This window comes from Roseovarius sp. CAU 1744 (genome assembly GCF_039839345.1).
GTDB lineage: Bacteria > Pseudomonadota > Alphaproteobacteria > Rhodobacterales > Rhodobacteraceae > Roseovarius.
In genome coordinates this window covers 232099-244675 of record NZ_JBDOQV010000001.1, presented here as the reverse complement: position 1 = coordinate 244675, position 12577 = coordinate 232099, and the positions used below count along the sequence as shown (strand labels likewise).

General features: G+C 62.0%; 11 protein-coding genes. 8 read left to right on the top strand and 3 right to left on the bottom strand.

Annotation, left to right across the window (positions count from 1 at the left end; all coding sequences use genetic code 11):
• Positions 1-56: 56 nt before the first annotated feature.
• From AAFO92_RS01215 to gyrB, 7 genes are all read left to right on the top strand, one after another.
• Positions 57-431, top strand: coding sequence for a MerR family DNA-binding transcriptional regulator (locus AAFO92_RS01215; protein WP_347532645.1), 375 nt, complete (start codon positions 57-59; stop codon positions 429-431).
• Between the two features lie 359 nt (positions 432-790).
• The gene (gene sdhC, locus AAFO92_RS01210; protein WP_347532643.1) at positions 791-1174 is read left to right on the top strand and encodes a succinate dehydrogenase, cytochrome b556 subunit; all 384 of its coding nucleotides are present in this window, start codon (positions 791-793) and stop codon (positions 1172-1174) included.
• Between the two features lie 12 nt (positions 1175-1186).
• Entirely contained in the window at positions 1187-1558 is a 372-nt protein-coding gene (sdhD, locus tag AAFO92_RS01205) for a succinate dehydrogenase, hydrophobic membrane anchor protein (protein WP_347532641.1), read from the top strand.
• 15 nt (positions 1559-1573) lie between these two features.
• Complete coding sequence (sdhA, locus tag AAFO92_RS01200; protein ID WP_347532640.1) at positions 1574-3376, top strand: succinate dehydrogenase flavoprotein subunit; 1803 nt, start codon at positions 1574-1576, stop codon at positions 3374-3376.
• 53 nt (positions 3377-3429) lie between these two features.
• Positions 3430-4209: a succinate dehydrogenase iron-sulfur subunit gene (locus AAFO92_RS01195; RefSeq protein ID WP_347532637.1), complete on the top strand. Its 780-nt coding sequence runs from the start codon at positions 3430-3432 to the stop codon at positions 4207-4209.
• 193 nt (positions 4210-4402) lie between these two features.
• Positions 4403-5506, top strand: a complete 1104-nt coding sequence (recF, locus tag AAFO92_RS01190) for a DNA replication/repair protein RecF (protein WP_347533345.1) — start codon at positions 4403-4405, stop codon at positions 5504-5506.
• Positions 5507-5691: 185 nt separating this feature from the next.
• Positions 5692-8109 (top strand): DNA topoisomerase (ATP-hydrolyzing) subunit B, encoded by a 2418-nt coding sequence (gene gyrB, locus AAFO92_RS01185; RefSeq protein ID WP_347532636.1) that lies wholly within the window; start codon positions 5692-5694, stop codon positions 8107-8109.
• Positions 8110-8124: 15 nt separating this feature from the next.
• On the opposite strand, the gene AAFO92_RS01180 is transcribed toward gyrB, so the two are convergent.
• Positions 8125-9897, bottom strand: coding sequence for an SLC13 family permease (locus AAFO92_RS01180; RefSeq protein WP_347532634.1), 1773 nt, complete (start codon positions 9895-9897; stop codon positions 8125-8127).
• Positions 9898-10018: 121 nt separating this feature from the next.
• Between AAFO92_RS01180 and AAFO92_RS01175 the strand changes: the two genes are divergently transcribed.
• Complete coding sequence (locus AAFO92_RS01175) at positions 10019-10759, top strand: YebC/PmpR family DNA-binding transcriptional regulator (protein WP_347532633.1); 741 nt, start codon at positions 10019-10021, stop codon at positions 10757-10759.
• A gap of 49 nt (positions 10760-10808) precedes the next feature.
• Here the strand turns inward: AAFO92_RS01175 and AAFO92_RS01170 are convergent, their stop codons facing one another.
• Positions 10809-11585, bottom strand: coding sequence for an enoyl-CoA hydratase (locus AAFO92_RS01170; RefSeq protein ID WP_347532631.1), 777 nt, complete (start codon positions 11583-11585; stop codon positions 10809-10811).
• A 64-nt stretch (positions 11586-11649) separates the two neighbouring features.
• Positions 11650-12501 carry a bifunctional DNA-formamidopyrimidine glycosylase/DNA-(apurinic or apyrimidinic site) lyase gene (mutM, locus tag AAFO92_RS01165; protein ID WP_347532630.1) on the bottom strand — a complete coding sequence of 284 codons (852 nt, stop codon included), beginning with the start codon at positions 12499-12501 and terminating at the stop codon, positions 11650-11652.
• Between the last annotated feature and the right edge of the window lie 76 nt (positions 12502-12577).

The window sequence follows — 12577 nt, the reverse complement described above, 5'->3', positions numbered from 1 at the left end:
CCTGTTGCACCTAAACGCAGTTGAATTTACCCTTGAGTCAGGGAGAGCGAGAAAAGATGTCCGACACAAAACTTTCCTTCAAGGAAATGTGCGCCAAATTCGACGTGACGCCGCGAACCTTGCGGTATTACGAATATATCGAACTGCTTCAGCCCGAACGCCAGGGACGGTCCCGCTTCTACAGCCCGCGTGAATGCGCCCGGATGACGCTGATCCTGCGCGGGCGGAAGTTCGGTTTCGCGCTCGAGGAAATCCGACAATGGCTGCTGATCTACGAGCATGAAGGCACCGAGGCGCAGATGCAGAGCTGGATCGAACTGGCCGACCGGCAGCTCAAGGAACTGGCCGAGCAACGTACGCAGCTCGATGAGGCAATCGACGAGCTGACAACGCTGCGCGACGAGACCAAGGTTTCGCTGGAAAAGGGCTGAAGCCGCGCCTTATCCGAGCGCCGGGTGATACAACGGACGATCAGGAAAGGCTCCGGCGGGGCGCGCTGGTGTGCTCGACCCGTTTTCGTTTTCTCCCTCAGGGGTCGCCACTTCGGGATTGGCCGCGGCTGGATTTGCCGGCGAGCTGGTTGCGTCAGTCAGGATGGCGCGTTGTGATCACAGCAATTATTTCGTGATCACAAATCTGGAAATTCGCGGCAATTTGCCAGATACACTTGGGATTTTCCGCTGGGAAACCGCGTCAGGCACGTTAGAATGGCGATTTATGGGATGCTGCTGCGGCAGCGTCTGGATGCCAGCGGCAATTCGCAGCTAGCGACTGAAATAGGAGCGATACATTGGCTGATGTGAACCGGGGCAACCGCCCGCTTTCGCCACACCTGACAATTTACCGGCCACAGCTGACCTCGATCACCTCGATCCTGACACGGATCACCGGCAATGCCTTGTTGCTGGCGGCGCTGCTTATCGTCTGGTGGTTCCTGGCTGCCGCCTCGTCACCGGAATATTATGCCGTTGCGGATGCGGTCATCACCAGCTGGTTTGGCGACCTGGTCATGTGCCTGTCGGTCTGGGCGCTCTGGTATCACACGCTGGCCGGGGTCCGGCATCTGATCTGGGACAATGCCATGATGCTTGAGATCGACAAGGCAGAGGTGCTGGGCTGGCTGGTCATCATCGTCTCGACCTGCCTGACGATCTTTACGATCATCGTCGTCTGAGGGGGCCGCATCATGAGTTTTCTGACTGACCGCAAACGCGCCGTGGGCATGGGATCCGCCAAATCCGGTGTACATCACTTCTGGGCGATGAAGATGTCCAGCGTGGCGCTTCTGATCCTTGTACCGCTCTTTGTCTTTACCGTTGGCCCGGCGATCGGCAAGACCCATGCCGAAGTGCTCGAATATTTCGCCCGCCCCTTCCCGGCCATCGTCGCGGCGCTGACGATCATCGTCGGCTTCAAGCATTTCCGCGATGGCGCGCAGGTGCTGATCGAAGATTACGTGCACGGCACCGCACAGAAGATCACCATCATCCTGCTGACCTGCCTTTCCTATGGCGCCATGGCGACGGGCCTTTTCGCCATCGCCAAGATCGCCCTCTAAGCGGAGTTCCCCTACATGGCTGCTTATGACTACGAGACACATGATTATGACGTGGTGGTTGTCGGGGCCGGCGGTGCCGGCCTGCGCGCCACCCTGGGCATGGCCGAACAGGGGCTGCGCACCGCCTGCGTGACCAAGGTCTTCCCGACCCGTTCGCACACCGTGGCGGCGCAGGGCGGGATTGCCGCATCGCTTTCCAACATGGGCCCCGATCACTGGCAATGGCACATGTACGATACCGTCAAGGGTTCGGACTGGCTGGGCGATACCGACGCGATGGAATACCTCGCGCGCGAGGCACCAAAGGCGGTTTACGAGCTGGAGCATTACGGCGTGCCGTTCAGCCGCACCGAAGAGGGCAAGATCTATCAGCGCCCGTTTGGCGGGCACACGACCGAATTCGGCGAAGGCCCCGCCGTGCAGCGCACCTGCGCCGCCGCCGACCGCACCGGTCACGCCATCCTGCACACGCTCTATGGCCAGTCGCTCAAGAACAATGCCGAGTTCTACATCGAGTATTTCGCCATCGACCTGATCATGACCGACGGCGCCTGCACCGGCGTGGTGTGCTGGAAGCTCGACGACGGCACCATGCACGTCTTTAACGCCAAGATGGTCGTGCTGGCCACCGGCGGTTACGGCCGGGCCTATTTCAGCGCCACCTCGGCCCATACCTGCACCGGCGATGGCGGCGGCATGGTGGCCCGCGCGGGCCTGCCCCTGCAGGACATGGAATTCGTGCAGTTCCACCCCACCGGCATCTACGGCTCGGGTTGCCTGATCACCGAGGGCGCGCGCGGCGAGGGCGGGTACCTGACCAATTCCGAGGGCGAACGCTTCATGGAGCGCTACGCGCCGCAATACAAGGATCTTGCCCCGCGCGACTATGTCAGCCGTTCGATGACGATGGAAATCCGCGAAGGCCGCGGTGTGGGCGATCAGGGCGATCACATCCACCTGAACCTGTCGCACCTGCCTGCCGAAGCGCTGAACCTGCGCCTGCCCGGCATCTCGGAATCGGCCCGCATCTTCGCCGGTGTGGACGTGACCAAGGAACCGATCCCGGTTCTGCCCACGGTGCATTACAACATGGGTGGCATCCCGACGAACTATTGGGGCGAGGTGGTGAACCCGACCAAGAAAGACCCCCACGCGATTGTCCCCGGCCTGATGGCCGTGGGCGAGGCCGGGTGTGCTTCGGTGCACGGCGCCAACCGGCTGGGCTCGAATTCACTCATCGACCTCGTGGTCTTTGGCCGCGCCGCCGCGATCCGCGCAGGCAAGGTCGTGGACCGCGACGGCGCAATTCCCGCGACGAATGCGGATCAGGTCGACAAGGTCTTCGACCGTTTCGACGGGCTGCGCAACGCGGGTGGCGCCACGCCCACAGCCGATCTGCGTCTGGAAATGCAGCGCACCATGCAGGAAGACGCGGCGGTGTTCCGAACCTCCAAGACGCTGGCAGAGGGCGTGAAGAAGATGGATGCCATCGCTGCCAAGCTGGATGACATCAAGGTCACCGACCGCAGCCTTGTGTGGAACTCCGACCTGATGGAGACGCTGGAGCTCACGAACCTGATGCCCAACGCGCTGGCGACCATCGTGGGGGCGGAGGCCCGCCACGAAAGCCGCGGCGCCCATGCGCACGAGGACCACACCAAGCGCGACGATGAAAACTGGCGTGTCCACACCATCGCCCGGGTCGATGGCAGGAAGGTAAAGCTGGAATACCGCCCGATCATCGAGGATCCGCTCACCACCGAGAAAGAAGGCGGCATCAGCCTCAAGAAAATCGCGCCCAAGGAAAGGACGTTTTGAGATGACGATGCAGCTGGTAACATTGATAGTGTTGAAGGTGACAGGAGTCTGAAATGGTCCAACTGACACTCCCCAAGAACTCGCGCATCACGACGGGCAAAACCTGGCCCAAGCCTGAAGGCGCCAGCAATGTCCGCAAGTTCCAGATCTACCGCTGGAATCCCGATGACGGAAAGAACCCCAGCGTGGACACGTATTTTGTCGACATGGACAGCTGCGGCCCGATGGTTCTGGACGCGCTGATCAAGATCAAGAACGAGATCGACCCCACGCTGACCTTCCGCCGCTCCTGCCGCGAGGGGATCTGCGGATCCTGTGCGATGAATATCGACGGCATCAACACGCTGGCCTGTATCTATGGCATGGACGAGATCGAGGGCGACGTGAAGATCTATCCGCTGCCGCACATGCCCGTGGTCAAGGACCTGATCCCGGATCTGACGCATTTCTACGCCCAGCACGCCAGCATCATGCCGTGGCTGGAAACCAAGACAAACCGCCCCGCGAAAGAGTGGAAACAGTCGATCGAGGACCGCGAGAAGCTCGATGGGCTTTACGAATGCGTGATGTGCGCCTCCTGCTCGACCTCCTGCCCCAGCTACTGGTGGAACGGCGACAAGTATCTCGGGCCCGCCGCGCTCTTGCATGCCTATCGCTGGATCATCGACAGTCGCGACGAGGCGACCGGAGAGCGTCTGGACGATCTGGAAGACCCGTTCAAGCTCTACCGCTGCCACACGATCATGAACTGCACCAAGACCTGCCCCAAGGGCCTGAACCCCGCCAAGGCGATTGCGGAAATCAAGAAGATGATGGTGGAACGCGCCGTCTAAGGCGCCGCGTTTGGCGCGGCGCAACAAGGGCGGGCATATGCGACAAGGCGGCCCGCAGCCCTGATTGCGCGCCGGGACAGGGTGCGAAAATCCGCACCCGTGCGCGAAGCGGCTATTGGCGCCAGCCTTGCATTTCTCTTTCTCCACCCCATTGCCTCTGGTCAGCCTCGCGCTCTCGGGCTACTCCGGTTTCATGGGGCTGCATCTGTCTTCTTTGACGCTTTCGCATTTTCGCTCGCACAAGGCGGCGAAGCTGGATCTGGATCCGCGGCCTGTCGCGATCTATGGCCCCAACGGGGCGGGCAAAACCAATATCCTCGAAGCGGTTTCGCTGATGTCCCCGGGCCGGGGCCTGCGCCGCGCCTCGGCGCTGGACATGACCCGCCGCCCCGAGACGCTGGGCTGGAAGCTGACCGGTATCCTGCATTCGCTGCATCAGGTCCACGAGGTCGAGATCTGGTCCGAGGACGGCGCCGCACGGCAGACCCGCATTGATGGCAAGACCGCCGCGCAAACCGCGCTTGGCCGGATCGCACGGGTGCTCTGGCTCATTCCGGCGATGGACCGGCTCTGGATCGAAGGGGCCGAGGGGCGCAGGCGGTTTCTGGATCGCATGACGCTCAGTTTCTTTCCCGACCATGCCGAGGTATCGCTGACCTATGAAAAGGCCATGCGCGAGCGCAATCGACTGCTCAAGGACCAGGTGCGCGACGGGCATTGGTATGTCGCGGTCGAACGGCAGATGGCCGAGGCCGGGGTGGAGATTCATCAGCACCGCCTGGCCGCGCTGGCGCAGATCGCCGAGGCGCAGGCACAGGCCAGGACGGCCTTTCCCACGGCCGAGCTGGAGCTGACCCAGACCGAGGGCGAAATGCCGGTGACGGAATCCGACCTGCGCGATGCGCTCAGCGAAAGCCGGTTTCGCGATCTGGCGGCGGGGCGCACGCTGGTCGGGCCGCACCGCGCCGATCTCTACGGGGTCTATGCCGCCAAGGGCGTGCCCGCGCGCGACTGTTCCACCGGCGAGCAGAAGGCGTTGCTGGTGTCGCTGATTCTTGCCAATGCCCGCGCGCTGACGGACGATTTCGGTTCGCCGCCGCTCTTGCTGCTCGATGAGGTTGCCGCCCATCTCGACGCCACCCGCCGCGCCGCGCTCTATGACGAGATATGCGGGCTTGGCGCCCAGGCTTGGATGACGGGAACAGGTGCGGAACTTTTTGAAGAACTTGGCGAACGCGCGCAGCATGTCGAGGTGACAGAGACAGGCGGCGTGTCTTCGGTCCGGCGAACCTGCTGATCTCATTGGCCGCAGAACGTGTTTAGGCTGCGCGGACCCCGTAGATTCGCTACAGGAACAAGGTCGATAGGCAGCGATTTAGGCATTGTTCTCTTCGATACCAAAACCACAAAATATTGTGGCGGGCGCGTGACAATCCCTGCGGAAAATCGTATAAAATCGCAAAACGACCAAGGAAAACTTACATGGCTGAACCCGCCGCGGCGCCCGAGGAATATGGCGCTGATTCCATCAAGGTTCTCAAAGGCTTAGAGGCTGTCCGCAAGCGACCCGGCATGTATATCGGCGACACCGATGACGGCTCGGGCCTGCACCACATGGTCTATGAGGTTGTCGATAACGGGATCGACGAGGCCCTGGCCGGTCATGCCGACCGTGTGACTGTAACAATTCACGCCGATTCCAGCGTATCCGTTAGCGATAACGGCCGCGGCATTCCGGTGGAAACCCACGAGGAAGAGGGCGTTTCGGCGGCCGAGGTCATCATGACCCAACTGCACGCGGGCGGGAAATTCGACAGCAACTCCTACAAGGTCTCTGGCGGCCTGCACGGGGTTGGCGTGTCGGTGGTGAACGCGCTGTCGGATTGGCTTGAACTGCGCATCTGGCGCAACGACAAGGAGCATGTCGCGCGCTTCGAGGGCGGCGATACGGTCGAGCATCTGAAGATCGTCGGCGACGCAGAGGGCCGAAAGGGCACCGAGGTGCGTTTCCTGGCCTCGACCAACACGTTTTCCAATCTCGATTACAGCTACGAGACGCTGGAAAAACGCCTGCGCGAGCTGGCTTTCCTGAATTCCGGCGTGCGCATCATCCTGCGCGATGAACGCCCCGCCGAGGCGTTGGAGACCGAGCTGCATTACGAAGGTGGCGTCAAGGAATTCGTCAAGTATCTCGACCGCCACAAATCGCCGATGATGCCCGAGCCGATCTTCATCACCGGCGAGCGTGACGATATTGGTGTCGAAGTGGCGATGTGGTGGAATGACAGCTATCACGAAACCGTTCTGCCCTTTACCAACAACATTCCGCAGCGCGATGGCGGCACCCATATGGCCGGTTTCCGCGGTGCCCTGACCCGAACCATCAACAGCTATGCCCAGACCAGTGGCATCGCCAAGAAGGAAAAGGTCAGCTTTACCGGTGATGATGCCCGTGAGGGGCTGACCTGTGTGCTGTCGGTCAAGGTGCCGGACCCGAAATTCAGCTCGCAGACCAAAGACAAGCTGGTCAGTTCCGAGGTGCGCCCGGCGGTCGAAGGGCTGATGAACGAAAAACTGGCCGAGTGGTTCGAGGAAAACCCGAACGAGGCCAAGCTGATCGTCGGCAAGATCATCGAGGCCGCCCTGGCCCGCGAGGCCGCGCGAAAGGCCCGCGAACTGACCCGCCGCAAGACGGCAATGGATGTGAACTACCTGGCCGGCAAGCTCAAGGATTGCTCGGAAAAAGACCCGTCCAAGACCGAATTGTTCCTGGTCGAGGGGGACAGCGCCGGCGGCTCTGCCCAGACCGGGCGTGACCGGGGCACCCAGGCGGTGCTGCCGCTGCGTGGGAAAATCCTGAACGTGGAACGCGCGCGGTTCGACCGGATGCTGTCAAGCCAGGAGATCGGCAACCTTGTGATGGCGCTAGGTACCGGGATCGGCCGCGATGAATTCGATATCTCGAAACTGCGTTACCACAAGATCGTGATCATGACCGATGCTGACGTGGACGGCGCGCATATCCGGACGCTACTGCTGACGTTTTTCTACCGGCAGATGCCCGAGCTGATCGACGGCGGGTATCTCTATATTGCGCAGCCGCCACTGTTCAAGGTCATGCGCGGCAAGTCCGAGGTCTACCTCAAGGACCAGCCCGCGCTGGAGGACTACCTTATCGCGCAAGGCACCGAGGACGCGGTGCTGCGCCTGGGGTCGGGTGAGGAAATCGTCGGCCAGGATCTGGTGCGCGTCGTCGAAGAGGCGCGGCAGGTCAAGCGGATCCTCGAAGCCTTCCCCACCCATTACCCGCGCCACATCCTGGAACAGGCCGCGATTGCCGAGGCGTTTGTTTCCGGCAAGGTGGATGCCAACTTGCAGGGCGTGGCCGATGACATCGCCCGCCGGCTGGACCAGATCGCGCTGGAATATGAACGCGGCTGGCAGGGCCGCCCGACGCAGGACAAGGGTGTCCGGCTGAGCCGCAGCCTGCGCGGCGTCGAAGAGGTACGGACACTGGACGGCGCGGTGCTGCGGTCCGGCGAGGCGCGCAAGCTGGGGCAGATCTCCGCCTCGGTCCGAGAGGTGTACGGCCTGCCCGCGTCACTGGTGCGCAAAGACCGCTCGCAGTTGATCCACGGGCCGCTGGACCTGTTGGACGCAATCCTGAAAGAAGGCGAAAAGGGCCTGACCTTGCAACGCTACAAGGGTCTGGGCGAGATGAACCCCGACCAGCTTTGGGAAACCACGCTGGACCCCGAGGCACGCACGCTGTTGCAGGTGCGGATCGATGACATGGCCGAAGCGGACGACCTGTTCACCAAGCTGATGGGTGACGTGGTGGAGCCGAGGCGCGAGTTTATCCAGCAAAACGCGCTGAGTGTCGAAAACCTTGATTTCTGATCTCGTGGGCGTCGATCAAAGCGGCCAGAATAGCAGGATGGCGGGGATCGAAACGGCCACGACCAGCACCTCGAGCGGCAGACCCATACGCCAGTAATCGCCAAAGCTGTACCCGCCGGGGCCAAGGATCAGCGTGTTGTTCTTATGGCCGATGGGGGTCAGGAACGCCGAGGAGGCCGCCACCGCGACCGCCATCAGGAACGGATCGGGCGAGACGCCCAGCGCTTGCGCCATCTGGATGCCGACAGGGGCAGCAACGATGGTGGTGGCAGTGTTGTTGAGCACGTCAGACAGGCTCATCGTGACGATCATCAGCACGGTCAGAATGGCCCAGGGTGGCAGGTTGCCGGTCAGGCTGATCAGGCTGTTGGCAATCAGTTCCGTCCCGCCCGAGTTTTCCAGCGCGGCACCCAGCGGGATCATTGACCCCAACAGCACCACGACCGGCCAGTTGATATGCGTGTAAAGCTCGCCCAGCGGGACGATCCGCGTCAGCACATACGCCACAACCACCAGGCCAAGCGCAATGGGCAGGTACAATAACCCCACGCTGGCGGCCAGAACCGCGGCGCCAAAGAGGCCGATCGCCAGCCAGGTCTTGCTGTCCTGCGTCACGGCCAGCCCCCTGTCCGCCAGCGGCAGGCATCCCAGCCAGTCCGTCACGACGCTGCCGGTATCCTTGGGCACCAGCAGCAACAGGATGTCACCGGGTCGAATGATCGTCTTGCGCACCTGATCGGTAATCTTCCGGCCCTGGCGTGATATGCCCATCAGCACCGCGCGATGCCGCCAGTTCAGGCCGATGGACAGCACGGTCTTGCCGGCGACGCGGGCCTCATTCGGAACAACGATTTCGATGATATCAAGCCCCTCGCCCTCGGCCTTGAGCTTTTCCTCGCGATCCTTGTCGGAAAAGGCTAGCGACAGGGCGGCACGAAACTCGTCCAGCGCGTCCGGCGCGGCCTCGAGCACAAGCGTATCGCCGGCCCGCAGCGGCGTGTTTCGAGAGGTGCCATAGCGCCGATTGCCGTCACGGATCAGCCCGAGAATTGCAACATCCGTATTCTGCGCTGTCTCGTCCAGCTCACCCAATCTCTTGCCGATATGATCCGATCCGTCGGGCACGGTCAGCTCGGCAATGTACTGGGCCAGCTCGGCGGCGTCGATGGCCACGTCCTCGCGTTTCGGGATCAGGCGCCAGCCGATGAGCGCCACAAAAATCAACCCGGCCACCGCCGTCAGACCACCCACCGGGGCGAAATCGAACATCCTGAACGGAGCCCCCAGGGCATCTTCGCGAAACGACGCGATGATGATGTTCGGCGGTGTCCCGATCAGCGTCGCCATGCCACCCAGGATCGTGGCGAAGGAAAGCGGCATCAGGCTGAGCCCCGGCGGGCGCTTGGCCTTGCGCGCGGTCTGCACATCGACCGGCATCAGCAGCGCCAGTGCCGCCACGTTGTTCATGAAGGCCGACAGGACACCGCCGATCGCGCCCATCAGCGCGATATGGCTGCCCAGGGCGCGGCTGCTGTCCACCAGGGTGCGGGTGATCAGGAATACGGCCCCCGATCGCACCAGCCCGGCCGACACGACCAGCACCAGCGCCACCACGATCGTGGCAGGGTGGCCAAAGCCGGAAAACGCGTCCTTGGTCGGCACCACTTCCAGAACGACACCGGCCATCAACGCCGCAAAGGCCACGAGATCATAGCGGTAGCGCCCCCATAGCAGAAGCCCGAATACCAGCCCGAACAGGCTGAAAAGGATGATCTGATCGGTCGTCATGTTTCCCCCGTGCCGCTGTGTCAACCAACCGCATCCCGCGCGTGAAAGCAACCGGCTTGCGAGCGGACCTGCCCCTGCCGTATAGAGACGAAAACCAAGGTTTCTGATCGGAGGCACCTCAATGGCCGGCCACTCAAAATGGGCAAATATCCAACACCGCAAGGGGCGCCAGGACGCCGCGCGCTCCAAGCTGTTCTCGAAACTCTCCAAAGAGATCACCGTCGCCGCCAAGATGGGCGACCCGGACCCGGACAAGAACCCGCGCCTGCGACTGGCAGTCAAGAGCGCCAAGGCGCAATCCATGCCCAATGACAACATCGACCGTGCGATCAAGAAATCGCAGGCCGGTGACAGCGAGGATTACAAGGAAATCCGCTACGAAGGCTACGGCCCGGGCGGCGTGGCGGTGATCGTTGAGGCGATGACCGACAACCTGAACCGGACCGCCAGCAACGTGCGCTCGACCTTTACCAAGAACGGCGGAAACCTGGGTGAGACCGGCAGCGTGGGCTTCATGTTCGAACGCAAGGGCGAGGTGACCTATACCGCCGAGGCGGGCGATGCCGACACGGTAATGATGGCCGCGATCGAGGCCGGTGCCGAGGATGTGGAATCCTCGGAGGACGGCCACATCATCTGGTGCGCCGACACGGACCTGAACGAGGTCAGCACCGCGCTTGAGGCTGAACTGGGCGAAAGCGAAGAGACAAACCTGGTCTGGAAACCCACCACCACGACCGAACTGGACCTTGACGGGATGCAGAAGCTGATGAAGCTGATCGACGCGCTGGAAGATGACGATGATGTGCAGCGCGTCACCGCCAATTTCGAGGCCAGCGACGAGGTGATGGAACAGCTGTAGGACCCGGGCCGGGGGCCGTAGCCCCCGTCACCCCGTTGGCGCGACCGCGCTACTTGTCGCGGAACTGCGCCTCGCGCTTCTCGGTGAAGGCGGCCATGCCTTCCTTCTGGTCCTCGGTCGCAAAGAGCGAATGGAAGACGCGGCGCTCGAAAAGCAGGCCCTCGCGCAGGGTCATCTCGTAGGACCGGTTCACCGCTTCCTTGACGGCCATCGCCGTGATCATCGATTTCTCGGCGATCTTCTGGGCGGCTGACATGGCTTCTTCGCGGAGCTTCTTGGCAGGCACGACGCGGCTGACCAGCCCTGAACGCTCGGCCTCTTCCGCGTCCATGAAGCGACCGGTCAGGTTCATGTCCATCGCCTTGGATTTACCGATGAACCGCGTCAGTCGCTGGCTGCCGCCCAGTCCCGCCATGACGCCCAGGTTGATCTCGGGCTGGCCGAATTTCGCGGTGTCCGAGCAGATGATGAAATCACACATCATCGCAAGCTCGCAGCCACCACCCAGGGCATAACCCGAAACCGCGGCTATCACCGGCTTGCGGATGCGCATGAAGTCATCCGCGAAAGAACCGAACAGGTCGTCTCCGAATACTTCGACAAAGGTTTTCTCGCTCATCATCTTGATATCCGCCCCGGCGGCAAACGCCTTTTCCGAGCCGGTGATGACAATGCAGCGCACTTTTTCGTTTTCCTGCGCCTCGTTCAGCGCCACTACCAGCTCTTTGAGAAGCTGGTCATTCAATGCATTCATCGCATCGGGGCGGTTGAGTTTGATGAGGGCGACGTGGTCTTCCAGTTCGACGATGATCGTCTCAAAGGCCATGAAATCTGCTTTCGCTTGTTTCAGTCAGGATTGATTTCTTATCACCGTGGCGGGCGGGTTCAACCTATCTTTGGCATGAGCAGCAATAGAAAGTGGACCGGCCCGATTGTACGATGCGGCGCACGACGGCGGGGCAGTCGGGGCGCCGGCACGGTTGGCCCTCACGGTCGTAGACATCGAAACGGTGTTGAAAATAACCGAGTTCTCCGTCGGTCTGACGGAAATCGCGCAATGACGATCCGCCCGCTTCGATCGCTTCCGCGATGACGTCGCGGATGACGGGAACAAGCGCCCCGATACGGGCCGGGGAAATCCTTCCGGCGTGACGCTTGGGCGAAATTCGCGCGCGATAGAGCGCCTCACAGACGTAGATATTGCCCAATCCCGCGACGATTCGCTGATCCAGAAGTGCCGCCTTGATCGGGGCTCTCCTGCCGCTGAGCGCACCCTTCAGATAGGCCTCGTGAAAAGCATTTCCAAGCGGCTCGGGGCCGAGTTTTGCCAGCAGCGGATGCTGTTCGGCAACGGCTGTCTGTATCAGGTCCATCGCACCGAAACGGCGCGGATCATTGAAGGTAATGCGCGCGCCATTGGCCATGTGCAGTACCACATGGTCATGCTTTTCCGGCGCGGGATGGTCATGCAGGAACTGCCCCAGCGGATCACCGGAAATCAGCATCCGCCCCGACATGCCCAGGTGAATGAGCAGGGTTTCGTCACTCTCCAGATCGGCCAGGATGTATTTCGAGCGCCGTCGCAGGCGCAGGACACGCTGACCGGCCAGCCGGTCAGCCATGCGCGGCGGAAACGGCCAGCGCAGATCGGGCCGATTCACGTCGGCACGGGCAATCCGGGCGCCCTCCATCGCGGGGGCCAGGCCGCGGCGAACCGTCTCAACCTCTGGCAATTCAGGCATTTAGGCCTTTCCTTTGTTTCAAAACCGCGCATTGTCCCGCGCGTCGGCGCCTTATAAGAAGGGCGCATAGAAGGAA

What these genes read in the sequence shown, in the direction of transcription:
- AAFO92_RS01215 (WP_347532645.1), top strand. Translation starts at nt 57, where the DNA reads ATGTCCGACACAAAACTTTCCTTCAAGGAAATGTGCGCCAAATTCGAC.
- sdhD (WP_347532641.1), top strand. Translation starts at nt 1,187, where the DNA reads ATGAGTTTTCTGACTGACCGCAAACGCGCCGTGGGCATGGGATCCGCC.
- sdhA (WP_347532640.1), top strand. Translation starts at nt 1,574, where the DNA reads ATGGCTGCTTATGACTACGAGACACATGATTATGACGTGGTGGTTGTC.
- AAFO92_RS01195 (WP_347532637.1), top strand. Translation starts at nt 3,430, where the DNA reads ATGGTCCAACTGACACTCCCCAAGAACTCGCGCATCACGACGGGCAAA.
- recF (WP_347533345.1), top strand. Translation starts at nt 4,403, where the DNA reads ATGGGGCTGCATCTGTCTTCTTTGACGCTTTCGCATTTTCGCTCGCAC.
- gyrB (WP_347532636.1), top strand. Translation starts at nt 5,692, where the DNA reads ATGGCTGAACCCGCCGCGGCGCCCGAGGAATATGGCGCTGATTCCATC.
- AAFO92_RS01180 (WP_347532634.1), bottom strand. Translation starts at nt 9,897, where the DNA reads ATGACGACCGATCAGATCATCCTTTTCAGCCTGTTCGGGCTGGTATTC.
- AAFO92_RS01175 (WP_347532633.1), top strand. Translation starts at nt 10,019, where the DNA reads ATGGCCGGCCACTCAAAATGGGCAAATATCCAACACCGCAAGGGGCGC.
- AAFO92_RS01170 (WP_347532631.1), bottom strand. Translation starts at nt 11,585, where the DNA reads ATGGCCTTTGAGACGATCATCGTCGAACTGGAAGACCACGTCGCCCTC.
- mutM (WP_347532630.1), bottom strand. Translation starts at nt 12,501, where the DNA reads ATGCCTGAATTGCCAGAGGTTGAGACGGTTCGCCGCGGCCTGGCCCCC.